Annotated in this window: 27 protein-coding genes; 9 read left to right on the top strand and 18 right to left on the bottom strand. The window is 70.4% G+C overall.

The annotated features are described in order from the left end of the window. Positions 1-200 (bottom strand): hypothetical protein (locus tag H566_RS25595; RefSeq protein ID WP_034410132.1); only part of this gene is annotated, 200 nt, incomplete at its 3' end. 160 nt (positions 201-360) lie between these two features. On the opposite strand from H566_RS25595, the gene nikR reads away from it, so the two are divergent. Continuing rightward, positions 361-879 (top strand): nickel-responsive transcriptional regulator NikR, encoded by a 519-nt coding sequence (gene nikR / locus H566_RS25600; protein WP_034411991.1) that lies wholly within the window; start codon positions 361-363, stop codon positions 877-879. 3 nt (positions 880-882) lie between these two features. Next, a complete protein-coding gene (locus H566_RS0115505; protein ID WP_028312149.1) occupies positions 883-1,155 on the top strand; it encodes a hypothetical protein in 273 nt (90 codons plus the stop codon). A 2-nt stretch (positions 1,156-1,157) separates the two neighbouring features. On the opposite strand, the gene arsC is transcribed toward H566_RS0115505, so the two are convergent. The 4 genes from arsC to H566_RS0115525 all read right to left on the bottom strand — a co-directional run bounded on the left by arsC (position 1,158) and on the right by H566_RS0115525 (position 3,726). Continuing rightward, positions 1,158-1,574 (bottom strand): arsenate reductase (glutaredoxin), encoded by a 417-nt coding sequence (gene arsC, locus H566_RS0115510; protein WP_028312150.1) that lies wholly within the window; start codon positions 1,572-1,574, stop codon positions 1,158-1,160. 117 nt (positions 1,575-1,691) lie between these two features. Next, positions 1,692-2,717, bottom strand: a complete 1,026-nt coding sequence (gene arsB / locus H566_RS25605; RefSeq protein ID WP_034412009.1) for an ACR3 family arsenite efflux transporter — start codon at positions 2,715-2,717, stop codon at positions 1,692-1,694. Positions 2,718-2,819: 102 nt separating this feature from the next. Further along, positions 2,820-3,380, bottom strand: coding sequence for an ArsI/CadI family heavy metal resistance metalloenzyme (locus H566_RS0115520; protein ID WP_028312151.1), 561 nt, complete (start codon positions 3,378-3,380; stop codon positions 2,820-2,822). A 22-nt stretch (positions 3,381-3,402) separates the two neighbouring features. Beyond that, complete coding sequence (locus H566_RS0115525; RefSeq protein WP_028312152.1) at positions 3,403-3,726, bottom strand: ArsR/SmtB family transcription factor; 324 nt, start codon at positions 3,724-3,726, stop codon at positions 3,403-3,405. A gap of 203 nt (positions 3,727-3,929) precedes the next feature. On the opposite strand from H566_RS0115525, the gene H566_RS0115530 reads away from it, so the two are divergent. The 3 genes from H566_RS0115530 to H566_RS25610 all read left to right on the top strand — a co-directional run bounded on the left by H566_RS0115530 (position 3,930) and on the right by H566_RS25610 (position 6,081). Then, on the top strand, positions 3,930-4,364 hold the full coding sequence (locus H566_RS0115530; RefSeq protein WP_028312153.1) for a YybH family protein: 435 nt from the start codon (positions 3,930-3,932) through the stop codon (positions 4,362-4,364). Positions 4,365-4,454: 90 nt separating this feature from the next. Further along, positions 4,455-5,006, top strand: coding sequence for an RNA polymerase sigma factor (locus tag H566_RS0115535; RefSeq protein WP_028312154.1), 552 nt, complete (start codon positions 4,455-4,457; stop codon positions 5,004-5,006). Between the two features lie 55 nt (positions 5,007-5,061). After that, positions 5,062-6,081 carry an anti-sigma factor family protein gene (locus H566_RS25610; RefSeq protein WP_245591384.1) on the top strand — a complete coding sequence of 340 codons (1,020 nt, stop codon included), beginning with the start codon at positions 5,062-5,064 and terminating at the stop codon, positions 6,079-6,081. A gap of 58 nt (positions 6,082-6,139) precedes the next feature. On the opposite strand, the gene H566_RS0115545 is transcribed toward H566_RS25610, so the two are convergent. The 11 genes from H566_RS0115545 to H566_RS0115595 all read right to left on the bottom strand — a co-directional run bounded on the left by H566_RS0115545 (position 6,140) and on the right by H566_RS0115595 (position 19,220). After that, positions 6,140-7,696: a methyl-accepting chemotaxis protein gene (locus H566_RS0115545; protein ID WP_028312155.1), complete on the bottom strand. Its 1,557-nt coding sequence runs from the start codon at positions 7,694-7,696 to the stop codon at positions 6,140-6,142. 260 nt (positions 7,697-7,956) lie between these two features. Then, entirely contained in the window at positions 7,957-8,706 is a 750-nt protein-coding gene (locus H566_RS0115550; RefSeq protein WP_034411992.1) for an HAD-IA family hydrolase, read from the bottom strand. Positions 8,707-8,948: 242 nt separating this feature from the next. Next, positions 8,949-10,025 (bottom strand): class II fructose-bisphosphate aldolase, encoded by a 1,077-nt coding sequence (gene fba, locus H566_RS25615; RefSeq protein WP_051378847.1) that lies wholly within the window; start codon positions 10,023-10,025, stop codon positions 8,949-8,951. 106 nt (positions 10,026-10,131) lie between these two features. Further along, positions 10,132-10,827, bottom strand: coding sequence for an HAD-IA family hydrolase (locus H566_RS0115560; protein WP_028312157.1), 696 nt, complete (start codon positions 10,825-10,827; stop codon positions 10,132-10,134). Beyond that, positions 10,824-12,905, bottom strand: a complete 2,082-nt coding sequence (tkt, locus tag H566_RS0115565; RefSeq protein WP_034412012.1) for a transketolase — start codon at positions 12,903-12,905, stop codon at positions 10,824-10,826. Before tkt ends, H566_RS0115560 begins: the two co-directional genes overlap by 4 nt. Positions 12,906-13,040: 135 nt before the next feature. Further along, positions 13,041-13,916, bottom strand: a complete 876-nt coding sequence (locus H566_RS0115570) for a phosphoribulokinase (RefSeq protein ID WP_028312159.1) — start codon at positions 13,914-13,916, stop codon at positions 13,041-13,043. 39 nt (positions 13,917-13,955) lie between these two features. Beyond that, positions 13,956-15,002, bottom strand: a complete 1,047-nt coding sequence (locus tag H566_RS0115575) for a class 1 fructose-bisphosphatase (RefSeq protein WP_028312160.1) — start codon at positions 15,000-15,002, stop codon at positions 13,956-13,958. A 38-nt stretch (positions 15,003-15,040) separates the two neighbouring features. After that, positions 15,041-16,153: a CbbX protein gene (cbbX, locus tag H566_RS25620; RefSeq protein WP_084545177.1), complete on the bottom strand. Its 1,113-nt coding sequence runs from the start codon at positions 16,151-16,153 to the stop codon at positions 15,041-15,043. After that, on the bottom strand, positions 16,150-16,911 hold the full coding sequence (gene rpe, locus H566_RS25625) for a ribulose-phosphate 3-epimerase (RefSeq protein WP_084545178.1): 762 nt from the start codon (positions 16,909-16,911) through the stop codon (positions 16,150-16,152). Before rpe ends, cbbX begins: the two co-directional genes overlap by 4 nt. A gap of 284 nt (positions 16,912-17,195) precedes the next feature. Then, positions 17,196-17,642 carry a ribulose bisphosphate carboxylase small subunit gene (locus H566_RS0115590; protein ID WP_028312161.1) on the bottom strand — a complete coding sequence of 149 codons (447 nt, stop codon included), beginning with the start codon at positions 17,640-17,642 and terminating at the stop codon, positions 17,196-17,198. 111 nt (positions 17,643-17,753) lie between these two features. Then, complete coding sequence (locus H566_RS0115595) at positions 17,754-19,220, bottom strand: form I ribulose bisphosphate carboxylase large subunit (protein ID WP_028312162.1); 1,467 nt, start codon at positions 19,218-19,220, stop codon at positions 17,754-17,756. A gap of 132 nt (positions 19,221-19,352) precedes the next feature. Between H566_RS0115595 and H566_RS0115600 the strand changes: the two genes are divergently transcribed. Beyond that, positions 19,353-20,294, top strand: coding sequence for a LysR family transcriptional regulator (locus H566_RS0115600; RefSeq protein WP_028312163.1), 942 nt, complete (start codon positions 19,353-19,355; stop codon positions 20,292-20,294). Between the two features lie 69 nt (positions 20,295-20,363). Here H566_RS0115600 and H566_RS25630 read toward each other — a convergent pair whose 3' ends face one another. After that, positions 20,364-20,801, bottom strand: a complete 438-nt coding sequence (locus H566_RS25630) for a BLUF domain-containing protein (protein ID WP_051378848.1) — start codon at positions 20,799-20,801, stop codon at positions 20,364-20,366. Positions 20,802-21,036: 235 nt separating this feature from the next. Then, positions 21,037-22,479: a sensor histidine kinase gene (locus H566_RS25635; protein WP_034411993.1), complete on the bottom strand. Its 1,443-nt coding sequence runs from the start codon at positions 22,477-22,479 to the stop codon at positions 21,037-21,039. 198 nt (positions 22,480-22,677) lie between these two features. Between H566_RS25635 and H566_RS0115615 the strand changes: the two genes are divergently transcribed. The 3 genes from H566_RS0115615 to H566_RS0115625 all read left to right on the top strand — a co-directional run bounded on the left by H566_RS0115615 (position 22,678) and on the right by H566_RS0115625 (position 24,538). Further along, the gene (locus H566_RS0115615; RefSeq protein ID WP_051378849.1) at positions 22,678-22,983 is read left to right on the top strand and encodes a hypothetical protein; all 306 of its coding nucleotides are present in this window, start codon (positions 22,678-22,680) and stop codon (positions 22,981-22,983) included. Continuing rightward, the gene (locus H566_RS0115620; protein WP_245591385.1) at positions 22,983-23,342 is read left to right on the top strand and encodes a hypothetical protein; all 360 of its coding nucleotides are present in this window, start codon (positions 22,983-22,985) and stop codon (positions 23,340-23,342) included. Before H566_RS0115615 ends, H566_RS0115620 begins: the two co-directional genes overlap by 1 nt. A 317-nt stretch (positions 23,343-23,659) precedes the next feature. Next, positions 23,660-24,538: a cytochrome C assembly family protein gene (locus H566_RS0115625; protein ID WP_051378850.1), complete on the top strand. Its 879-nt coding sequence runs from the start codon at positions 23,660-23,662 to the stop codon at positions 24,536-24,538. Positions 24,539-24,603 lie beyond the last annotated feature (65 nt).

The following is a 24,603-nucleotide window of genomic DNA, read 5'->3' on the forward strand; positions in this document are numbered from 1 at the left end:
TGGCGGCGCAGGCCGTCGCGGGTGTCGAAGTCGATGCGAAAGGGCCGGGCGAGCCAGTCGGCCTCGGGCAGGTCGGGGCGGCGGGTGCTGACGTCGAGGGTGAGCTCGAAGAGCTCGCCGACGGCTTCGCGGGCCTGCAGGCGCAGCAGGCGCAGGTCGCCGAGCGCGGCGGGGGCGTGGAGCTGGACGGGACGGGGCATCGGGCGGCGGGGCGGCGTGACGAGGCCGCGATGCTAGGAAGCCCCTCCCTCGCATGCGGGAGGGGCGGGCACGCGAGTCCGTGATCTGTCGCACGAAGTGGATGCCGCTCCGTGGCGGGCGAGGCACACTCGGCGCCCAGCCCAACCGTCCGACACCGCCATGGACCGCCTGACCATCTCCCTTCCCGAAGACCTCGCCACCGCCTTCGACCGCCTCATCGCGCGCCAGGGCTACGGCAACCGCTCCGAGGCGATGCGCGACCTCATCCGCCGCGCCGTCGAGAACGACCGCCTCGCGCGCGCCGAGGCGCCGCATTGCGTCGCCAGCGTGAGCTACGTCTACAACCACCACGAGCGCGTCGCCTCCGACCGCCTGATGGAAGTGCAGCACGAGCATCACGACCTCACGGTCGCGAGCCTCCATGCCCATCTCGACCACGAGCATTGCATCGAGACCCTGCTGCTCAAGGGCCCGACCAACGCCGTGCGCCAGTGCGCCGAACGCATCGTGGCCGAGCGCGGCGTGCGCCACGGCAACATCCACGTGGTGCCGCTGGTCGAGGTCGGCGCGCCGCATGTGCATGGCCACGGCCACGCGCATGACCATCCCCATGACCACCCGCACGACCATGGCGATGCCGAAGGCAAGCCGCATGTGCATCTTCGCCCCGGGAGCTGAGCCGTGACCGATGTCGCCCGCCTTGTCGTCGCCGAAATGCTGACCGCGCAATACATCTTTCGCGGCGCCGGCCGCACGCGCGAGGAGGCGCGCCTCGCGCTGCTCGCGGGCTGGAAGCTGCACCGTGATGGCGTGGTCGCGCGGCAGCCGCAGCTCGCGCCGACGCTGCCGCTGCCGGAAGACATGGAGAAGCACTTCCGCATCGACTACGCGGAGTACGAGGCCGGCATCGGCTACCGCGACGGCCAGCCGGTGAGTCGCATCACGGTGGACTGACTTCAGCCGAGCCGCTTGCCGCTGTCCGTCACCACCTCGCCGTCCTCCTTCGTGAACGGCGCCTGCCGGCCCGCAGGCAGCAGTTCCAGCACTTCCTCCGACGGCCGGCACAGCTTGGTGCCGAGCGGCGTGATGACGATCGGCCGGTTGATGAGGATGGGGTGGGCGAGCATCGCGTCGATCAGTTCGTCGTCGGTTTTCGCCGGGTCGGCGAGGCCGAGTTCGGCGAAGACGGCTTCCTTCGCGCGCACGAGGTCGCGCGCGGGCTTGCCGGTGGCCGCGATGATCTTCACCAGTTCGTCGCGTGCGGGCGGCGTCTTGAGGTATTCGATGACGGTCGGCTCGATGCCGGCGGCGCGGATCATCGCGAGCGTGTTGCGCGAGGTGCCGCACTTGGGGTTGTGGAAGATCGTGACCATGTCGTTTGCGGAGTGAGGCGCCGCGAGGGCGCGGGATTGGGCAGTGCGCGCCACGGTCGCGGCGCGCTGGGGGCGGCATCGGCGAACGGCGCCGGCCGGCCGGTGGCGGCGCGCGCGTCAGACCACGCCGCGCGAATACCAGCCGCGCGACGCATTGACGATGCGCACCACCGCCAGCATCACCGGCACTTCGATCAGCACGCCGACCACCGTCGCCAGCGCCGCGCCCGATTCGAAGCCGAACAGGCTGATCGCCGCCGCCACCGCCAGCTCGAAGAAGTTGCTCGCGCCGATCAGCGCCGACGGGCAGGCCACCGAATGCTTCTCGCCCGCGAGCCGGTTCAGCCCGTAGGCGAGCGCCGAGTTGAAGAACACCTGGATGAGGATCGGCACCGCGAGCATCGCGATCACGAGCGGCTGCGCCAGGATGGCCTCGCCCTGGAAGGCGAACAGCAGCACCAGCGTGACGAGCAGCGCGCCCATCGACGCCGGGCCGAGCCGCGCCATCGCCGCGTCGAAGGCCGCCGGCCCGCGCGCGAGCAGCATCCGCCGCAGCGCCTGCGCGATCAGCACCGGCACGACGATGTACAGCCCCACCGACACCAGCAGCGTGTCCCAGGGCACGGTGATCGACGCCATGCCGAGCAGCAGCCCGACGATGGGCGCGAAGGCGAACACCATGATCAGATCGTTCAGCGCGACCTGGCTCAGCGTGAAGTAGGGGTCGCCGTGGGTGAGCCGGCTCCACACGAACACCATCGCCGTGCAGGGCGCGGCCGCGAGCAGGATCAGGCCGGCGATGTAGCTGTCGAGCTGGTCGGCCGGCAGGAAGGGCGCGAACACGCCGCGCACGAACACCGCGCCGAGCAGCGCCATCGAGAAGGGCTTGACCGCCCAGTTGACGAACAGCGTCACGCCGATGCCGCGCCAGTGCGCGCGCACCTGGCCCAGTGCGCCGAAGTCGATCTTCATGAGCATGGGAATGACCATGACCCAGATCAGCAGCCCGACCGGCAGGTTGACGCGCGCGACTTCCATCGCGCCGAGCGCGCGGAAGGGCGCGGGCGCGAGCTGGCCGAGCGCGATGCCGGCGACGATGCACAGCGCGACCCACAGCGTGAGCCAGCGCTCGAAAAGATTCATCGGCGTTGCGGCTTCATGCGTGGCCGCGTCTGCAGGCGAGGCGCAGGCCGGCGCGGCGCTCGCGCCTTGCGTCGGCCGGCGGGAGGCGTGGGCGTCCATGCTTCAGCAGCAGCCGGACGCGGCCTTGACCGGGATGCCGACCGGCTTGCCCTTGGGCGGGCAGCAGGCGGGGGCGTCGGCGGGCGTGGCGGGCGTGGCGGGCGTGGCGGGCGTGGCGGGCGTGGCGGGGGCGGCCGTGGCTGCGGCCGCGCTGTCGGCGCCGGGCGTCGCGCAGGCGCCCGCGCCTTCCTCGCGGAACACGGGGATGTTGCCGAGCGTGTGGAAGTGCTCCCAGGCGTGGCCGTCGGGGTCGATGATCCAGTGCTTCTCGCTGCGGGCGTAGCAGCAGGTGGTTTCGCCTTCGTCGAGCGTGGCGAGGTCGGCGCCGGCGGCGCGTTCGCGCAGGGCGGCGAGTTCGTCGGCGCTCTCGGTCTGGAAGCCGAAATGGTCGAGGCCCTCGCTCTCGCCGCGCGTCGAGATCGCGAAGTTGAGCGGCGGGTCTTCGAGCATCCACTTGGCGTAGTCGGCCTCGACGCGCGCCGGCTCGGCGCCGAACAGCTTCGAGTAGAACTTCAGGCTCGCGTCGAGATTGCCGACGCGCAGATGGACGTGGAAGCGCTTCATGGCGGTGGTCTCCGGGTGGGGATCAGCAGTCGCAGCGCGGCTGCGGCTGGGGCGTGCAGGCCTCGCCGGCGCAGCAGTGCGCGGTGAGGTACTCCAGCAGTTCGTTCATGCGCGTGTAGGCGGCGCGGTAGATGAGGTAGCGGCCGTCGCGCTCCTGCCCGATGAGGCCGGCGTTGGCCAGTTCCTTGAGGTGGAACGACAGCGTCGCGGCGGCGACATCGAGCTGTTCGGCCAGCGCGCCGGGCGTGAGGCCACCGTTGCCGGCGACGACGAGGGCGCGGAACACGCGCAGCCGCACGGGCTGGGCGAGAGCGGCGAGGGCCTTGATGACGTCTTGTTCTTCCATGATTCGATGATTATGGAAATGTGGAAGGCTGGCAAGGCGTCTGTTCGGGTGGGCCGGCGCCTCACGCCGCCGACGGTGCCGTGACGGGTGCCGCGCCGACGCCGCCGGCGAGGCGACGGACGGTGCGGAATAAGCCGCTCGCCGCGCGCGTCTTCCGGGGCAGTGGGGCGGCATCGCGCCGTCGCATCCTCAGGGAGAAAGTCATGCTCAAGCCGCTCGCTGGCGCCGTCGCCGCGCTTGTCTTCACCTTCGCCGCCGTCGCGCAGGCCGCCCCGGCCGATGATGCGAAGGCGCATTTCCAGGCCATCGCCGCCGGCGATGTCGCCACGCTCGGCGCCGGCTATGCCGACGGCGCCACGCTGCTGTGGATCGGCGGGCCGCTCGACGGCGGCTACGCCGGTGCGGACGCCATCCGCGCCACCTGGCAGAAGTTCGCCGCCGCCCAGGGGCCGCTCAAGCTGACGGTCGAGCATGTGGAAGAGGCCGCCAATCCCAAGGGCGCGACCGTGACGGCCAACCTGCTGTTCGAGGGCAAGGCGCCGATCCGCGTGCGCCATGTGCTCGTGTACCGCGAGGGCCGCATCGCAGGCGAGGTCTGGCAGATCGCGCCGGCGCTGGCGATCGGCGCGGGTTACTGACACTGGCGCCCGGCGCTGGACGGCGGCCTCATCGCCGCTGCCGACCGGCCCGCCCTTGCGGACCCGCCACGGACCGCCTTCTTCACCACCATGACCGCTCCCGCCGACCACCTCCTCGCCTGGCTGCCGCGCCTGCGCCGCTACGCGCGCGCGCTCGCCCGCAGCCGCGAGGATGCCGACGACCTCGTGCAGGACACGCTCGAACGTGCCTGGGCGCGGCCGGCGCTGTGGGCCGGCGTGGCCGACATGCGCGCCTGGCTGTTCGGGATCATGCACAACGTCAATGCCGACCGCCTGCGCCGCCCCGGCCTCGATCTGGTCGATGCCGGCGACACGCCGCCCGAGCCGGCCGTCGCGCCCGACGCGCCCGGCCGGCTCGCGCTGCGCGACATGCAGGCGGCGCTCGACCGCCTGCCGCCCGAGCAGCGCGAGGTGCTGCTGCTCGTCACGCTGGAGGAGCTGAGCTACGCCGAGACGGCGCGCGCGCTCGACCTGCCGATCGGTACCGTGATGTCGCGGCTGTCGCGGGCGCGCGAACGATTGCGGCAATTGCTCGACGAGCCGGCGCCCGCGCGACCGGCGCGCGCCGAGGCCACGGCGGCGCGGCTGCGCGTGGTGCGCGGCGAAGGGGATGAAACATGAATCCGACATGCAGCTTCAGCGGCCCGCCCTGCCGTTTCCGTAGCGAGCCTCAGCCATGAATCCGACCGATCCCGCCGCCATCACCGACGACGACCTGCACGCCTTCACCGACGACGCGCTCGCGCCGTTGCGGCGCGCCGAGGTCGAGGCCTGGCTGGCCGCGCATCCCGACGACGCGGCGCGCGTCGCCGCCTGGCGCGAACAGAAGCGCGCGCTGCGTGCGCTGTTCGACCCGGTGCTTGAGGAGCCGATTCCGCCGCGCCTGCTGCGCGCCGCCGCGCCGCGCCGGCCGGCCGCGCGGCGCTGGCCGCAAGCGCTTGCAGCCGGACTCGCGCTGCTGGTTGCCGGCGGCGCGGCGGGCTGGATGGCGCGCGGCTGGAGCGGCGGCGAGGGCGTGCTGCTCGCGGGCCCGCCGGCACGGGGCGGCGGCGTGGCGGGTGGTGTGACCGGCGTCGCGCCCGCCACGGACCTTGCCGTGTCGGCTATTCCCGCCACGCCGGCCGCGCGCGCCGAACTCGCCGCCGACTTCCCGCGCCGCGCGGCGGTCGCGCATGCGGTGTACAGCCCCGAGCAGCGCCGCCCGGTCGAGGTCGATGCCGCGCACGAAGACCAGCTCGTGCAATGGCTGTCGAAGCGCATGGGCAGCCGCATGCATGCGCCGGTGCTCCAGTCGCTCGGCTTCGCGCTCGAAGGCGGCCGGCTGCTGCCGGGGCGTGACCGGCCGGTGGCGCAGTTCATGTACCGCGACGGCGAGGGCCGGCGGCTCACGCTCTACGTGTCGAACAGCATGGGCGCGGTGGCCGGCGGCGACACCACCTTCCGCATCGCGCGCGAGGGCGCGGTGAGCGTGTTCTGGTGGGTCGATGGCGACTTCGGCTACGCGATCTCGGGCGAGGTGCCCGACGCCGTGCTCGGCGCGGGCGCGGCCGAAAGCTGGCGGCAACTCGCGGCGGCCGATGCCCGGAATGGCGCGGGTGCCGGCGCCCATGCCGGCGCCGGTGCGGACCCCGAAAACGCCGGCGGCGGCCAGCCAGCCGAAGCCGGTGCCGCCGCCGGGCGGAAGGCGCCGCGCTGAAGCGGCGCCCGAGGGAAGCGGGCGTGGCCGGCGCCGAACCGGCCCGGCGCCCGGCCGGTCAGTTGTGCCGCAGGCGGAACACCGCCATCGCGTTCACCAGTTGCGTCGCCTGTTCGCGCAGGCTGTCGGCGGCGGCCGAGCTTTCCTCGACGAGGGCGGCGTTCTGCTGGGTGCTCTGATCCATCTGGCGCACGGCCTCGCCCACCTGCTCGACACCCGCGCTCTGCTCCGAGCTGGCCGACGAGATGTCGCCCATCAGGTCGGTCACGCGCTTGATCGCGGTGACGACCTCGCTCATGGTCGCGCCGGCGCGGTCCACCAGCGTCGAACCCTGCTCGACGCGCTCGACGCTCGTCGTGATGAGGTCCTTGATCTCCTTGGCCGCGTCGGCGCTGCGCTGGGCGAGGTTGCGCACCTCGCTCGCCACCACCGCGAAGCCGCGGCCCTGCTCGCCGGCGCGGGCGGCTTCGACCGCCGCGTTCAGCGCGAGGATGTTGGTCTGGAAGGCGATGCCGTCGATCACGCTGATGATGTCGGCGATCTTCTTCGAGCTGTCGTTGATGCCCTTCATCGTCTCGACCACCTCGGCCACGACCTGACCGCCCTTCTCGGCGACCTCGGTGGCGCCCATGGCGAGCTGGTTGGCCTGACGCGCGTTCTCGGCGTTCTGGCGCACCGTGCTGCCGAGCTGTTCCATCGACGCGGCGGTTTCTTCCAGCGCGCCGGCCTGGCCTTCGGTGCGGCGCGAGAGATCGTTGTTGCCCTGGGCGATCTCGGCGCTGGCGCTCGCCACCGTCTCGGCATTGCGGCGCACCGCGCCCACCACCTTCGTCAGCGAGGACTGCATCGCGCCCAGCGCGGCCAGCAGCGGCGTGAACTCGTCGCGCTCGTCATCGCGGACCTCGACCGTGAAGTCGCCGTCGCGCACGCGCTCGGCCACGGCCTGCGACGCGGCGATCCGGCGGCGCAGCAGGTTGGCGAGGTACCACGAGAAGGCCACCAGACCGATCGTGATGCCGGCCGACAGCGCCACCAGCTGGGCGCGCGTCTGCATGGCGGCGTGCTCGATGTCGTTGACTTCCATCGTCAGCACGTCGCTCTGCTTCTTGCGCGCATCGCCGAGCCAGTCCTGCATGCGGGCGAAGGCGGGGATGGTCTTGGCCATCAGCATCTCGAAGGCGGCGTCGCGCTTGCCTTCCTCGACGAGCTTGAGGTTCTCCTCGGCCACGGGCCAGGTCACGGCCTGGAGGTCGAGCCAGAGGCGGCGGAAAGATTCCTTCTCCTCGGCCGTCGGCAGGTCGGCCAGGAAGTCGTCATCGTTCTTGGAGATCTGCTTGCGCTTGGAGATCAGGTCGGCGCCGGCGGCACGGATGTCGGCCGCGTCCTTGACCAGCATGGCCTGGCGCAGATGCAGCATCACCTGGGTCACGCACAGCTCGGTGCTGGCGATGCGCGCGAGCTGCTGCACGCGCACGGTGGCCGTGCGCTGGGCCAGATCGCCCACACGCCCGAGCTGGACCCAGGACGCAACCGCCAGCCCGACGAGGGCCGCGATCAGGAGGAAGGAAACGAGGTAGAGCCGCTTGGCGATGCTCAGGCTTGACAGTGGGTTCATGTGGCGCCGGTCGGAGTGGGGAAATGACGGCCCGCGCTTGTTTTCGGTGACAGCGGAGGGCCGCGGGCGTGTGAAGGCATCGTCCGGGCGCTGCCGTCGCTTCATTGCCGGGAGAAGCGGCGGCTTCCCGAGCAAATCCGGCTTTATGGCGGGGAAGTGCGCCATTCCGGCGCAATTCCGGCTGTGACATCGGCGTATGGGAGGCGATGCAGAAGCTGCATCATGGATTCGGCTTCTGCATTGCGGATTCAGTATACGGATCAAGCCGCCAGCGCCTGCTCCACCGCGCGCAGATCGGCCAGACCGCGCACCACGAGGCCGTCATCGGCCGGGTCGTCGTCGCCGCAGCCCGCGAGCCGCGCCGTCACGCCGTCCACGCGCTGCGGGAAATACACGCTCGGCACATGCAGCACGCGCAGCCCGGCGCCGAGCGCGGCGCGCGCGCCGGCTTCGCTGTCTTCCACCGCGATCGCCTCATGGGGCGCGAGTCTCAGCCGCGCGAGTGCCTCGCGGTAGATGGCGGGATCGGGCTTCTTGGCCGGCACCTCGTCGGCGGTGAGGATCACGTCGAAGGCGTCGCGCGCCTTTGGCAGCAGATGGTCGAGCAGCGCGGTCACGTTGGCGCGCGTGGTGGTGGTGGCGATGGCCAGACGCAGGCCGGCGCGGCGCGCGGCGCGCAGCAGCTCGGCCACCGGCGGGCGCAGCTTGACCTGGCCGCCCGCCACCAGCGCCGTGTAATGCGCGGTCTTGCCGCGATGCAGGTCGGCGACGAGCTGGTCGATGCTGCGCACCTCGCCCCATTCGCAGTCGAGCGACGGCGCGTGGCGCTCGATGAAATGCGCGATGCGCTCGCGCCCGCCCGGCACGCGCAGCAGCTCGCCGTAGAGCTGCTCGTCCCAGTGCCAGTCGAGGCCGGCATCGCGGAAGGCGGCGTTGAAGGCGACGCGATGGCCGTCGCGCTCGGTTTCGGCAAGGGTGCCGTCCACATCGAAGATCAGAGCCTTGAGCATTGCAATTCCTGATGAGGTCGGCCGCCCGGCCCTCGTGGGGCGCGGCGGCGCGCGGTTGGCGGACACAGGTGCGCCGCGCCGCCTTCGGGGGAGGGCGGCGCGGCGCGTGCGGGCCGAGGCCCGCGAACATCGGACGGCGGTCGCGGCGGTTTCCGGGTCCGTCGCGGCCGTCGTCCGGTGCGGGGGGCGGGCGAGATCCGCCCGCGTGATCGGAGCCGGTTCGCACCGGCTGCCGACCGGCGTCAGGCGACGACGGCCGCCTTCTTCAGGTCGTAGCCGGGCACGGCGTAGCGCGCGGCCATCCTGTCGAGGCTCACCGGCTTGATGCGCGAGGCCATGCCGGCGCAGCCGAAGGCTTCGAAGCGCTGCTTGCAGATGCCGCGCGCCGCCTTCTTCGCGGCGAGCAGCGCCTTGCGCGGATCGAACTCGCTGCGCTTCTCGTTGAAGAGCTGGCGCATCGCGCCCGTCATCGCGAGGCGGATGTCGGTGTCGATGTTCACCTTGCGCACGCCGCTCTTGATGCCCCGGATGATTTCCTCGACCGGCACGCCGTAGGTCTCGGCGATGTCGCCGCCGTTGGCGCGGATGATCGCGAGCCATTCCTGCGGCACGCTGGAGCTGCCGTGCATCACGAGGTGAGTGTCGGGAATCGCGGCGTGGATCTCGGCGATGCGGTCGATGGCGAGGATGTCGCCGGTGGGCTGGCGCGTGAACTTGTAGGCGCCGTGGCTGGTGCCGATGGCGATCGCGAGCGCATCCACGCCGGTGCGTTCGACGAAGTCCTTCGCCTGCACCGGGTCGGTGAGCAGCTGCGAATGATCGAGCTTGCCCTCGGCGCCGACGCCGTCCTCCTCGCCGGCCTCGCCCGTCTCCAGCGAGCCGAGGCAGCCGAGTTCGCCTTCCACCGACACGCCGACCGCATGCGCGAAATCGCAGACGAGGCGGGTGACGCGCAGGTTGTAGTCGTAGTCGGCCGGCGTCTTCGCGTCTTCGCGCAGCGACCCGTCCATCATCACGCTCGTGAAGCCCGAGCGGATCGACTGCTGGCAGACGGCCGGCGTGGCGCCGTGATCCTGGTGCAGCACGATCGGGATGTCGGGATGCATCTCGGCGGCGGCGAGCACCATGTGGCGCAGATAGGGCTCGCCCGCGTACTGGCGCGCGCCGGCGCTGGCTTGCAGGATGACCGGGCTGTCGGTCTCCTGGGCGGCTTCCATGATCGCGTGGATCTGTTCGAGATTGTTGACGTTGAAGGCGGGCACGCCGTAGCCGTTCTCCGCGGCGTGGTCGAGCACCTGGCGCAATGACACGAGAGCCATGCTTGTCTCCTGGGTAAGTGAGGCGGTCGGAATGCCGCGTGAAGCGGCATCGGCAATGCGGGTTATGGCGGTTGCGGCGTCTAGCGGCGTTGGCGGCGGCCGCGCTTCAGGCCGCGAGCGGCTGGCAGTCGCGCGTGAGCGCGTGTTCGGCCACGTCGGCGAGGCTGGCGAAGAGGAAGTCGGGCTTCGCGTCGGCGATGTCGAGGCCGCGGTTGTAGCCATGGGGTACCGCCCAGGCCTCGACGCCGGCCGCCCGTGCCGTCGCCACGTCGGTATGCGAATCCCCGAGGTGGGCGGCCTCATGCGGCGCGACGTCGAACTGGCGCAGGCAGTACTCGATGGGCAGGGCATCGGGCTTCTTGCGCGGCAGGCTGTCGCCGCCGATGACGATGCCGAAGCGGCCCTCCAGCCCGAGCGCGCGCAGCAGCGTGCGCGTGTAGCGCTCCTCCTTGTTCGACACCAGCGCCAGCCGGATGCCGGCCGCGTCGAGCCGCGCGAGCATGTCGGCCGCGCCGGGATAGAGCGTGGCCAGCGTGCCGCAGGTGGCGCGGTAGTTCACCTGGAACAGCGGCCACACATGGCGATGCCAGTCGGCCACGCCCGAGCGGCCGAGCCAGGGGCTGGCCTGCTGCAGCAGCTGCATCAGCAGCTCGCTCGCGCCGTGGCCGATCATCTTCGCGATGACGGCCTCCGGTTGCTCGGGCAGGTTCGCCTCGCGCAGCGTGAGGTTGGCGGCGGCGGCGATCTCGCCCGCCGTCTGCGCGAGCGTGCCGTCGAGGTCGAAGGTGATGAGCTTCTTCATGCGCCGGCTCCTTCGCGCACCAGCGCGGTCGCCACGTCGGCCACGGCCGGGCCGGTGATGCCGAATTCGGCAAACAGCGCCTCGGCCGGCGCCGAATCGCCGAAGCGGTCGAGGCCGACGACGGCGCCGTCGCTGCCGACGTACTTCCACCAGCCGAGCGTGATGCCGGCTTCCACCGCCACCTTCGGCACGCCGGCCGGCAGCACGGCGCGGCGCCAGTCGGCGGGCTGGCGGTCGAACACGCTGGTGCTCGGCATCGACACCACGCGCGCCGCGATGCCGCGCTGCGCGAGCAGCGCCTGCGCTTCGAGCGCAAGCTTCACCTCGGAGCCGGTGGCGATGAGGATGACGTCGGGCGTGACAACGCTTGCAGGCCGGCCATCGGCCGGTTGCGCCGCCGTGCCGTCGAGCACCGGCGCCTCGCTCAGCACATAGCCGCCGCGCGCGATGTCCACCACCTGCTCCGGCGTGCGCCGGCAGGCCGGCAGCGCCTGGCGCGACAGCAGCATCGCGCTCGGCCGGTCGGCGTTCTGGAGCGCGACGATCCACGCGGCCGTGGTCTCGGCCTGATCGCAGGGGCGCCACACGTCGAGGCCCGGAATCGCGCGCAGGCTGAAGGCATGCTCGACCGGCTGATGGGTCGGGCCGTCCTCGCCGAGGCCGATCGAGTCGTGCGTGAAGATGTGGATCACGCGCAGCTTCATGAGCGCGGCCATGCGCACCGCGTTGCGCGAATAGTCGGCAAACGCGAGGAAGGTGCCGGCGTAGGGCAACTGCCCGCCGTGCAGCGCGATGCCGTTCATGATCGCGGCCATCGCGAACTCGCGCACGCCGTAGTTGATGTGGCGCCCGCCCGGCTGGCCCTTGCGCACCGCGCCGCAGTCCGGGAAGTCGGTCAGCACCGAGCCGGTCAGGTCGGCCGAGCCGCCGAGCAGCTCGGGCAGCGCGGGGCCGAGCGTGGCAAGCGCGATCTGGCTCGCCTTGCGCGTCGCCACCGCCGCGTCGCTTTGCGCCGACTGCGACAGCAGCCGGAACGCCGTCTCGCGGAAGTCCTCCGGCAGCCGGCCCGCGACGCGGCGGCGGAATTCCGCCGCAAGCTGGGGATGCGCCGCCTCGTACAGCGCGAAGCGCGCCTGCCAGTCGGCTTCGGCCACGGCGCCGTGCTCGCGCGCATCCCAGGCGGCGCGGATGTCGGCCGGGATCTCGAAGGGCGCGTGCGGCCAGCCGATCGCCTCGCGCGTCAGGCGGATTTCCTCGTCGCCGAGCGGTTCGCCGTGGGCCTTGGCGCTGCCGGCGCGGTTGGGCGAGCCGGCGCCGATCGCGGTGCGGCAGACGATGAGGGTCGGCTTGCTCGCGTCGCTGCGCGCGGCGGTGAGGGCCGCGTCCACCGACTCGGCATCCTGGCCGTCGATCGCCCCGATCACTTCCCAGCCATAGGCGCGGAAGCGCGCCGGCGTGTCGTCGGCGAACCAGGGGGTGACCTTGCCGTCGATGCTGATGCCGTTGTCGTCGTACAGCGCGACCAGCTTGCCGAGGCCGAGCGCGCCGGCCAGCGAGCAGGCTTCATGGCTGATGCCTTCCATGAGGCAGCCGTCGCCGAGGAAGACGTAGGTGCGGTGATCGACGACGGTGTGGCCCGGCCGGTTGAACTCGTCGGCCATGAGCTTCTCGGCCAGCGCGAGGCCGACCGCGTTGGCCAGCCCCTGGCCGAGCGGGCCGGTCGTGGTCTCGACGCCGGGCGTCACGCCCACTTCGGGGTGGCCGGCGGTGCGGCTGTGCAGCTGGCGGAAGCGCTTGAGCTCGTCCAGCGGCAGGTCGTAGCCCGTGAGATGGAGCAGCGCGTACATGAGCATCGACGCATGGCCGTTGCTGAGCACGAAGCGGTCGCGGTCGGGCCAGTGCGGATCGGCCGGGTTGTGGCGCAGGTGCCGGTCCCACAACGCGACGGCCATCTCGGCCATGCCCATCGGCGCGCCGGGATGGCCCGACTTCGCCTTCTGCACCGCGTCCATCGCCAGCGCGCGGATCGCGTTGGCCATCTGCTTCGCGTCGCCGCGCGGCGCGCGCCGAACCCGCATTTCATCTGCGGCTTTGACGAAGCGCAGCTGCGTCACGCTGCCGCCGCTGGTCGCGGCATCCGCCGACGCCGAGGCGTGATAGCCCGAGTGGCCGCCGAAGCCGCCGGAGTAGGAGGAGGTCATCGCGTTGCTCCTTCAGGAAAGCTGGGCGCGGCGGATTTCCATGAGCCGCAGGATCATCGGGGTGAGGATGAGCTGCATCGCGATCTCCATCTTTCCGCCGGGGACGACGATGGTGTTGGCGCGGCTCATGAACGAGTCGTGGATCATCGACAGCAGGTAGGGAAAGTCGATGCCGCGCGGGTTCTTGAAGCGGATGACGGTCATGCTCTCGCCCGCCGTCGGGATGTCGCGCGCGATGAAGGGGTTGGAGGTGTCCACCACCGGCACGCGCTGGAAGTTGATGTCCGTCTCGCCAAACTGCGGGCACACGTAGTGCACGTAGTCGTGCATGCGGCGCAGGATCGTGTCGGTCACGGCCTCGGTGCTGTAGCCGCGCTCGTTCTTGTCGCGGTGCAGCTTCTGGATCCACTCCAGGTTGATGATCGGCACGACGCCGATCTTGAGGTCGACATGGCGCGCGAGATCGACGGTGTCGGTCTTCACGCAGCCATGCAGGCCTTCGTAGAACAGCAGGTCGGCGTCGGGCGAGGTGTCGCTCCAGCCGGTGAAGGTGCCGGGCTGCTGGCCGTAGGGCTCGGCCTCGCGTTCGTTGTGCAGGTAGTAGCGCGTCTGGCAGCGGCCGGTGCGGCCGAAGGCGGCGAACTGGCGCTCCAGTTCGTCCCACACGTTGCCGTCGGGGCCGAAGTGGCTGAACGGCCGGTGCTCTTCCTCGGCCTTGGCGATCTCGGCCTTCATCTCGACGCGGCCGTAGCGGTGGAAGGCATCGCCCTCGATGACGGCCGCCTTCACGCCTTCGCGGCGGAAGATGTTGTCGAAGGTGCGCTTGACGGTGGTGGTGCCCGCGCCGCTCGATCCTGTCACCACGATGATCGGGTGCTTCTTGCTCATGCTTCGTCTCCTCGGTTTTGTCTTTTGCGTGCCGCGCCTTCAGGCGTGCGCGTTCACGAACAGCGAGCGGGTCTTGAACAGTTGCAGCGAGACGTTGGCGCTCGTGTCGGCGTGGTACTCGACGATGCGGCCCACCTCGTCGGCCGAGCCGAAGATGAGCGGCACGCGCTGGTGCAGGCCCTCGGGCCGCACGTCGAGGATGGCGTGGCTGCCGGTCACGGCGCAGGCGCCGGCCTGGGCCATCACGAAGGCGACCGGATTGGCCTCGTACATGAGGCGCAGGCGGCCGGGCTTGCGCGGCTCCTTGCCGTCGCGCGGGTACAGGAACACGCCGCCGCGGCTGAGGATGCGGTGGGTCTCGGCCACGAGGCTCGCGACCCAGCGCATGTTGAAGTCGCGGCTGCGCGGGCCGTCGGCGCCGGCCACGCATTCGGCCACGTAGCGCTGCACCGGCGCTTCCCAGAAGCGTTCGTTCGAGGCGTTGATCGCGAACTCGCGTGCCGTGACCGGCACGCGCACCGCGTCGCGGGTGAGCACCCAGGCGTCGCTCGCGGGTTCGAGCGTGAACACCGCCGTGCGGCCGGCGACGGCGACGACGAGCGAGGTGGCCGGCCCGTACACCGCATAGCCGGCGGCGAGCTGGTGGCGGCCGGGCTGGAGGAAGTCGTCGGCCTCGGGCGCGCGGCCCGGCTCGGGGTGCGGCAGCACCGAGAAGATGGTGCCGACCGAAATGTTCGCCTCGATGTTGCTGGAGCCGTCGAGCGGATCGAACAGCACCAGATGCACGCCGTCCGACGACCAGCGCGCCGAGGTGATGGCGTCTTCCATTTCCTCGCTCGCATAGCCGGCCACCGAGCGGCAGGCTTCGAGCGCGTCGCACAGCAGGTCGTTGGTGTACACGTCGAGCTGCTGCTGCACCTCGCCCTGCACGTTGCTGCTGCCCGCGCTGCCCACGAGGCCGATCAGCGGCCCACGGCGCGCCGCGTCGGCGATGAGCCGGCAGCCGCCCGCGAGCGCGAGCATGGTGTCGGTGATCGCGCTGTCGCCGCCATGGCGGTCGAGCCAGTCCTTCAGTTCGTCGCTCATCTTCGTTCCCTCGGTTTGTGTGTAGTCGTTCTGTCGGCTCAGGCGGCTGTGTGCGGGCGCGCGGCGGGCGTGGGGACATCGCCGCCCGCGAACAGGCGGCTCGCCAGCACGTCGGCGGCGGTGAGCGTGGTGAGGTCGTCGGCGGTCAGCTCGCGTTCGCGGTCGGCGAACAGGCGGCCGGCCTGACGCAGCCGGGCGCGGTCGAGCGCGTTGCGCACGCTGCGCGCGTTGGCGAAATGGGGCTGCGGGATGCGCAGGTCGAGGTAGCGCGCGAAGGCCTCCTTCGCGCCGTCGTCGAAGCGATAGTGGCGTTGCGAAAGCATCTTCTCGCCGATGAACAGCAGCTCGTCGCGCGAGTAGTCGGGAAAGTCGAGGTGGTGCGCGATGCGCGACGACATGCCCGGATTGCTCTCGAAGAAGGTGTTCATGCGGTCGGCATAGCCGGCCAGGATCACCACCAGGTCGTCGCGCTGGTTCTCCATCACCTGGAGCAGGATCTCGATGGCTTCCTGGCCGTAGTCGCGCTCGTTCTCGGGCCGGTAGAGGTAGTAGGCCTCGTCGATGAACAGCACACCGCCCATCGCCTTCTTGAGGATTTCCTTGGTCTTGGGCGCGGTGTGGCCGATGTACTGGCCCACGAGGTCGTCGCGCGTCACGGCCACGAGATGGCCCTTCCGCACATAGCCGAGGCGGTGAAGGATCTCGGCCATGCGCATCGCCACGGTTGTCTTGCCGGTGCCCGGATTTCCGGTGAAGCACATGTGCAGCGAGGGCGTCTCGGCTTCGAGCCCGAGGTTGCGGCGCAGCCGGTCGATCACGAGCAGCGCGGCGATCTCGCGCACGCGGTTCTTGACCGGCGCGAGGCCGACGAGGTCGCGGTCGAGTTCGTCGAGCGTGTCCTCGATGCGGGTCTCGGCGAGGACGGCGGCGACGGTGTTGGCGGGCTTGAGGTTGATTGCGGGGGCGTCGCTTGCAAGCGCTTGCGTGGCGGCGCCGGCTTGCGCGCCTTGCCGCGCGGCGGCGCCGGATGCGGCCGCCGCGCCGGGCGCCGTCGTGGCGCCGTTCGCGCCGGTCTTCGCGGCGTCGCCGGTCGGCCGCGACAGGTTCAGCGCCGGGCCGGCGCCGAAGGGCAGGGGATTGCGCGCGTTCATGCGAGGCTCCCGGCGAGGGCGCCGATGCCGGCGGGCAGCGAGACGGTGTCGTCGCCCTCGGCATGGCGCGGCTTGTCGAAGGGCGCGAGCGCGGTGCGCAGCCGGCGGATCGCGTCGGCGCGGTCCGCCGGCTTGAACACGGCCGAGCCGGCCACGAAGGTGTCGGCGCCCGCCGCCGCCGCGCGGCCGATGGTCTCGGCGGTGATGCCGCCGTCAACCTCCAGGCGGATGTCGCGGCCGCTCGCGTCGATCATGCGGCGGGCGCGCTCGATCTTGCGCAGCGAGGCGTCGATGAAGCTCTGGCCGCCGAAGCCGGGGTTGACGCTCATGATCAGCACGAGGTCCACCTTGTCGATCACCCATTCCAGCAGGTCGAGCGGCGAGCCGGGGTTGAACGCGAGGCCGCTCCTGCAGCCCGCCGCGCGGATGGCGCCGAGCGTGCGATCGACATGCAGCGTGGCTTCGGGATGGATGGTGATGATGTCGGCGCCCGCCGCCGCGAAGGCGGCCGCGAGGCCGTCCACGGGCGTGGTCATCAGGTGCACGTCCATCAGCGCCTGGCTGCCGTCGGCGCGCGTAGTGTGGCGCTTGAGCGCCTCGCACACCATCGGGCCGACGGTCAGGTTGGGGACGTAATGGTTGTCCATCACGTCGAAATGGATCCAGTCGGCGCCTGCCGCGATGACCTCGCGGGTCTCGTCGCCAAGGCGGGCGAAATCGGCCGACAGGAGGCTGGGAGCGATGCGGAACTTCGACATGGCGTTTCGTCCGGAAAGGGGCCGCCGCATCGCCCGCGCGGCGGCGGACGAAGGGCGGTGCGGAAGGAAAAGCTGCGGGCGCGCGGGGCATGACGGCGAGGCGGGCTGTCATGCCGCGATCGGGTCCGCAGAAGCGGTGTTGGCCTGACGGAGGCGGGCGGCGCGCAATCGCTTGCACGTGCCGGAGGCGGAGGGAACGCCGCCGGCGGGCGCAGGGAGAGGGCGCCCGGATGCCGGGCAGTGCCGGGGCCGGCATCCGGGCGGCGACCGGCGCCGCCCGCGCGTCAGCCCTGGGCGCCGTAGCGCTCGCGTTCGGGCAGATCGCTCGCGTAGGAGCGGATCGCATAGTGCTGGGTGCGGCCGTTGACCTCGGTGCGCTCGATGTGGAAGCCGGGCTCGACCGCCGGGCGGTTCACGATGAAGCTCATCGTGATCGTCTCGACGTTGCGGGTCGAGTCGAAGGCCATCATGCGGATGTAGTGGTTCGGGAAGGTCTCGCGGCAGGCCTTGAGTTCCATCATCACGCCGGCGGCGTCATGCAGGTCGAACATCGGGTTGCCGAACATCTCCCAGTAGGTGTTGCGCGGATGCGGGTCGTCCGTGTACTCGACGCTCCAGGCGTAGCCCTTCTCCAAGCCGTATTCGATCTGGGCCGCGATCTCCTCGTCGCTGAGGTCGGGCAGGAAGCTGAACTGGCCTTGCGTGAGGCGGCCGGTCGGGTTGGTCATCATGGTTCTGTCTCCTCGGATTCGGTGGTGGCGGGCATCCGCCGCGCGGGCCGGCGCGCCGTGGCGCCGGCCGGGCCGGCGGGGCGTCTGCGCGCCCGGCGTCGGTGGCTTGCGTCAGGCCACGCTCGGCGTCACGGCGTAGTCGCTCGTGTCGGTCGGCGTGTAGTTGAAGCTGATCTCGCCCCAGGTATCGAGCGCCTGCTTGAGCGGCGAGCACCATTGCGCGGCGCGGCGCAGGATTTCCGGGCCTTCGTTCTTGATGTCGCGGCCTTCGTTGCGGGCCTTGACCATGGCTTCGAGCGCCACGCGGTTGGCCGTCGCGCCGGCCTGGATGCCTTGTGGATGGCCGATCGTGCCGCCGCCGAACTGGAGCACCACGTCATCGCCGAACAGGTCGATCAATTGATGCATCTGGCCTGCATGAATACCGCCCGAGGCGACCGGCATGATCTTCTTGAGATCGGCCCAGTCCTGGTCGAAGTACAGGCCGCGCGGCAGGTCCTGGCGGGTGTACGAGTCGCGGCAGACGTTGTAGTAGCCCTGCACCGTGAGCGGATCGCCTTCGAGCTTGCCGACCGCCGTGCCGGTATGCAGGTGATCGCAGCCCGCGAGGCGCAGCCACTTGGCGATGACGCGGAAGCTCACGCCATGCGTCTTCTGCCGCGTGTAGGTGCCGTGGCCGGCGCGGTGCATGTGCATGATCATGTCGTGCTTGCGGCACCAGTTGGCCATGCTCTGGATCGCGGTCCAGCCGATCACCAGATCGACCATCACGATGACCGAGCCCAGCTCCTTGGCGAACTCGGCGCGCTCGTACATCTCTTCCATCGTCGCGGCGGTCACGTTCAGGTAGGAGCCCTTGACCTCGCCGGTGGCGGCGCTGGCCTTGTTGACCGCGTCCATCACGTACAGGAAGCGATCGCGCCAGTGCATGAAGGGTTGCGAGTTGATGTTCTCGTCATCCTTCATGAAGTCGAGGCCGCCCTTGAGGCCTTCGTACACGACGCGGCCGTAGTTGCGGCCGCTCAGCCCGAGCTTGGGCTTGGTGGTCGCGCCGAGCAGCGGACGGCCGAACTTGTCGAGACGCTCGCGCTCGACCACGAGGCCGGTCGGCGGGCCCTTGAAGGTCTTGGCGTAGGCGACGGGAATGCGGATGTCTTCGAGACGCGCGGCCTTGAGCGGCTTGAAGCTGAACACGTTGCCGATGAGGCTCGCGGTCATGTTCGCGATCGAGCCTTCCTCGAACAGGATCAGGTCGTAGGCGACCCACGCGAAGTACTGGCCGGGATTGTTGGGCACCGGCTCGACCTTGTAGGCCTTGGCGCGATAGCTGTCGCAGGCGGTGAGGCGGTCGGTCCAGACGACGGTCCAGGTGGCGGTGCTCGACTCGCCGGCGACGGCGGCGGCGGCCTCGACCGGATCGACGCCATCCTGCGGCGTGATGCGGAACAGGCAGAGCACGTCGGTGTCCTTGGGCACGTAGTCGGCGTCCCAGTAACCCATCTGGCGGTACTTCAGGACGCCGGCGCTGTAGCGCTTCTTGGCATCGGTGATGACGCCCTGATCCACGGCAGTGTTCATGCTGTCTCCTCTCGTCTCGCGGTGTTGCGTTGTCGTTGAGGGGCAGTCTCTGCGTCGTTCCGGTTCAGGAAAAGTCAGAGTTCCTTACCCGTAACGTAAGCTTTGGCTGAACAGGAAACGGGATCGAGTCCGATGAAGAACGTGACTTTCCGGCAGTTGCGGGTGTTCAACGAGGTGGCGCGCCATCTGAGCTTCGCGCGCGCGGCGGAGGAGCTGCATCTCACGCCGCCGGCGGTGTCGATGCAGGTGAAGGAGCTGGAGGAGAACATCGGCATGCCGCTGTTCGACCGCAGCGGCCGCACGGTGGCGCTCACGACCGTGGGCGAGTACGTGCTGGTGTACGCGCGCAAGCTGCTCGGCACGCTGCGCGACGCGGAAGACCTGCTCGCCCGGCTCCAGCGCATCGACGTGGGCATGCTGCACATCGGCATGGTGAGCACGGCGAGCCATTTCGTGCCGCGCCTGCTGGCCGACTTCACGCGCGAGCATCCAGGCGTGGAAGTGCGCATCAGCGTCGGCAACCGCGAGCAGCTCATGGCGATGATGAGCCGCAACGAGGTGGAGCTGGCCATCATGGGCCGGCCGCCCAAGGAGATCGCGGCGCGTGCCGAGCCTTTCGCGGCGCATCCGCATGTGTTCGTGGCGCCGCCCGACCATCCCTCGCTCAACGCCGGGCATCCGCCCTTGCATGCGCTTGCACCCTACAACTTCATCGTGCGCGAGCGCGGCTCGGGCACGCGCGCGACGATGGAGCAGTTCTTCGACGAGGCGCGCTTCACGCCGAGCGTGGCGATGGAAGTGACGGGCAACGAGGTGATCAAGCAGTGCGTGATGGCCGGCATCGGCCTGAGCGTGCTGTCCTTGCACACGCTTGCAATGGAGTTGCAGGCCGGCAAGCTCGCGGTCATCGACGTGGAGGGCGCGCCCATCGTGCGCAGCTGGAACCTCGTGCATGTGCAGGCGCGCACGCTGTCGCCGGTGGCCGAGGCCTTCCGCTACTACGTGCTCGAAAACGGCGAGGCGCTGCTCGCGCACGAGTTCGGCGCGCTGCAGCCGAGGCGGGCGGCGGGCTGACGCCGGCCGGAATTGGAGCAGGCCGGACACGCGGCCCGGCCTGCGCCCCGGCGCCAGGACTCCGGAGCTTCAGGCCGGCCGCAGGCCGATCGAGAAATGGTCGCGGAAGCCGCGCAGCAGCGCGACGGCGCCGTAGTTGTCATGCAGGGCGTCAAGCTTGATCGGTTCCCGGCTGTCGCAGCTGCACACCTGGGGCGCGCAGCTGCCGTCCAGATTGATGAAGCCCATCGACCAGCTGCCGAAGCTGCGCGACTGCACCGTGCTTTCCATGAGCGTAATGATGTCGTGATGGCGCGGGTCACGCTGGATCGAGGCCCATACCTGCTCGACGGCGTCGGCCGGGCCTTCGAGCGCCTGCATGAAATTGCCGTCCCGGTAGAGCAGCACGCCGGTCAACCCGAGCCGGGCATTGCGATCGCGCGATTGGACGAGCAGCGCCGCGAGTTCGGTGTCGGTCAGCGGCGTGCGTGCGCTGCTTACGTAGAGCAGCAGAAGTAGAGGAGTCATTGCAGGAGGGAGAGAAGAAGGCGCCGTGGGCGGCGCTCGCGGCGGATTCTTGCTTGGCAAGCTTTCACGGGGGCGACTTCAACCGGCGGGAGTGTGGTGGTTTCGCGCCGTACGGTGCCGTATTCCGCAATGTGGATCGGGAGAGGCCCGCGAATGCCTGTCCCGATCGCGCACGCCCTCTGAGTCGGCGCGCGCTATCGGGTGAGGCGGGCTGTCGCATCCACTTGCGGGGCCGTCATGGCGGCGCGAGCGGCAGTTCGACCGTGAAGACCGCGCCGCCGCCCGGCGCGCTGTCGGCCGACAGCCGGCCGCCGTGCTGCTCGACGATGCCGTAGCTGATCGACAGCCCCAGCCCCGTGCCCTTGCCGACCGGCTTGGTCGTGTAGAAGGGGTCGAAGATGCGCCCGAGCAGCGGCGCCGGAATGCCCGGCCCGTTGTCGCTGAAGCGCACGCGCACGCGTTCGGCGGGGCCGTGGGCGCCGCCGCCGATCCGGCCCGGCGTGCCCGCGTGACCGCTCGGGTCCGTCGTGCCCGCCATGAACTCCCGTCCCTGCGCATCGAGCAGGCTCGCCGAGATGTCGAGCGCGGGCGCCTCGACGCCGGCCGCGCTCGTCGCGTCCCAGGCGTTCTGGATCAGGTTCATGAACACCTGCATGAGCTGCCCGGGCGAGCCGCGCACGATGCAATCGGCCAGCCCGCGCTGGGTGACGGCAAAGCGCCCGCCCGTGCCCTTGCCGACCCACAGCGCCGCGCGCGCCACGACGTCGTCGAGCGCCACCTCGCGCGCCTCCTCGCGGTCGTCCATGGCCGAGAAGCGCTTGAGTCCGGCCACGATCTCGGCCGTGCGCGTCGCGCCTTCCAGCGTGCCCTCGATCAGCGACGGGAAGTCGGCCAGCGTGCGGTCGATCTTGAGATGGGCGCGCAGCCGTTCGGCCTCCCTTGCGGGCACGCCCGCGTGCAGCGCCGCGAGGTAGTCGCCGAGGCGCTCGCAGTAGCGCTTGAGCGCATGCACGTTGCCGAGCACGAAGCTGATCGGGTTGTTGAGCTCATGCGCCACGCCGGCCACCAGCCGGCCGAGCGAGGCCATCTTCTCGGAATGCAGCAGCTGGGCCTGGGTCTGCTTGAGCGCGTTGTGCGCGTCCTGAAGCTGCTGGTAGGCGCGGCGCAATTCGCCCACCGGCCGACCCACGAACACGAAGCCCGAGCGCAACCCGTTGGCGTCGAAGCGCGACGAGCAATGCACCTCCACCGGCACCGCGCTGCCGGCCGCGTCGCGCAGATGCAGCTCCACCGGCTCGCGCGGCGCGCGCGGCCCGGCCAGCGCCGCCGCCTGCGTGAGGGCGCGCACGGCGGCCTCGTCTTCCGGCCGCGCGAGCAGTTCGGCGAGACGGCGCCCGCGCAGGCCGGCCTCGGTGCTGCCGACGAGGTCGCGCAGCGCGTCGTTGCTGTCCTGGATCTCGCCGCTCTCGGAACAGGCCAGCACGAGGTCGGACATCGCGCTCAGCACGCTGAAGATGAAGCGGTGCGATTCCTCCAGCTGGGCGTTCTTCTGCTCCAGCGCGATCTCGTCCTCGATCAGGCGCGAGTACACCTCGTCCATCTTGTGGATGACATCGACCCAGGCGGCTTCATCGAGGCCTTCGGCGGGCGGGAGCGGCGGCACGGGCGAGGCGGGCATGGTTTGCGGCGGATCAAGAAGTGGCGATGCGACGGCACGGTTTTCGCTGAACTGGCACGCAAGCGGCTCGTCGAGAACTGTTTTGTCAGGTTGGTCCCAAAACCTACAGGACGGTGCGGCAGCCGGAAACAGCGCGAGGCGACGACCTCGTGCCATGGCGCGAACCTCAACCCAGTCTCAAGCCCGGGAGCACCGACGATGGCCACCACCACCTACAAGACCCTCACCGAAACCGCCAAGACGCCCGAGGGCGGCGAGCTTGTGCTGTGCGAAGGCACGCGCAAGGGCAGCTACAACGACGCCTGCCGTGGCACCGTCTTCCAGTGCGAATGCGGCGCCACCGGCTGCCAGCAGACGCATGACCACATGTGCTCGGGCCAGGGCTTCAGCATGAGCGGCAAGTGCTACAAGTGCGGCACGAGCAACAAGTTCAAGGCGCTGGCGATCGGCGCCTATGTCAACCAGGCCGAGTTCTGGGCCAACTACAGCGAAAAGGCTGCGTAATGAACACGACCCCGACCGAAATCACGCCGATGCCCATCAGTGGCGAGGCCACGTTCGTGAAGATGACGGCCGACGGCCGCAAGGTCGAGGTCATCGATGGCTATGTCTGTCTCAACGGGGTGCCCGAAGCGGGCGGCCTGGTCGAGATCGGCGAGCATCCCAACCGCCAGGCCATCCGGTCGGCGGTCCCCGGCGCGACCCATGTGGCCGGTCGCATTCCCCTGCGTCATGACGAGGCCGCCATCGCGATCGGCGCGCTGACGGCTGCCCAGCGCAAGGTCGACGCCGATCCGGTGGCGATCAACGAACGCATCCGCAAGGCGGTGTTCGTTCGCCAGCGCGACCAGGGCGTCGAGTAAACGTCTCTCTCCTCGCGCGCCGGTTGGTCGGGCCGGTGGCGCTTTTTTCTTCGTCCGCCGCGCGCGGATGCCGAAGGCCCGCTTGCGGGCCTTCGTCGTTTGCGGCGCCGGCAGGCGTGGCTCGACGCGGCTGCACGCGGCGGCCGGAAGCCGCGCGCCTCGCCGGGCGCGGCGCGATCCGGCGGCCATGGCGGATTGCGCGTCGGTTTCGCCCGGTTGCAGGCAGGGCGTAGCCGAGCGGCGCGGGGCGGCGGATGTCAAACTCGCCGGCTTGCGTGCCCCGGCGCGCCGACCGTCCTCCCTCCTTCCCTCAGGCAATGCTCACCGCCGAAACCTCCGTCATCGCCCTGCTCTACCTGCTGCTGACCTGGCTGCTCTGGCGCTTCGTCGAGCGCGCCCAACCGCCGGGCGGTGCCGCGATGACGCTGGCGCCGCCGCCCGAGGTGGCGGTGGGGCCGGGCCTGCGGCTGGCGGAGATCGCGGTGGTGATCGGGCATTGCTACGTGCTGTTCGGCGTGATGCTGGCCGATCACCAGCTCGCCTTCAATTTCGCGGCGGCCATCTCCTTCATGGTGCTGGTGGGGTGCGCGGCCCAGCTGGTCAACCAGCTCTTCCTGCCGGTGAACCTCTTTGGCGTGGTGCTGTTTCCGCTCGGCTTCGTGGCGTCGGCGCTGGTGCTGCTGTTTCCGCCGCCGGTGCTCAAGCTCGAGGCGACCTACACGCCGCTGCTCGGCACCCATTTCCTGCTGGCAATGCTGGCCTACGGCGTGCTGTGCGTGTCGGCCATCTATGCCTGCGGCATCTTCGCGCTCGACCGGCTGCTGCATGCGCGCCCGGCCAGCCCGTGGCAGCGGCATCCGGTGATCGGGCCGCTGCTGCGTCTGGCGCCGCCGCTGCTGCTGCTGGAGCGGGTGCTGTTCGGCACCATCCTCGTCGGCTTCGGGCTGCTGACGGCGAGCATCGCGACGGGCGTCGGATTTCATGAGCAGATGTTCGGCCGGCCGTTCCGGCTCGATCACAAGTTCGTGTTCTCGGTGCTGTCGTGGCTGGTGTTCGCGGTGTTGCTGCTCGGGCGCTGGCGCTTCGGCTGGCGCGGGCGGGTGGCGATGCGCCAGGTGTTCGTCGGCTTCGGGCTGCTGTTCCTGGGCTACATCGGGTCGAACTTCGTGGTCGAGGTGCTGCTGCACCGGGGCTGATCCGGCGCCGTGCCGCGCGTGGCCGTGATGACGCAAGGGCGTGACGTCGGGATCGGCGTCACGCC

This window comes from Derxia gummosa DSM 723, from assembly GCF_000482785.1.
Taxonomy (GTDB): domain Bacteria; phylum Pseudomonadota; class Gammaproteobacteria; order Burkholderiales; family Burkholderiaceae_E; genus Derxia; species Derxia gummosa.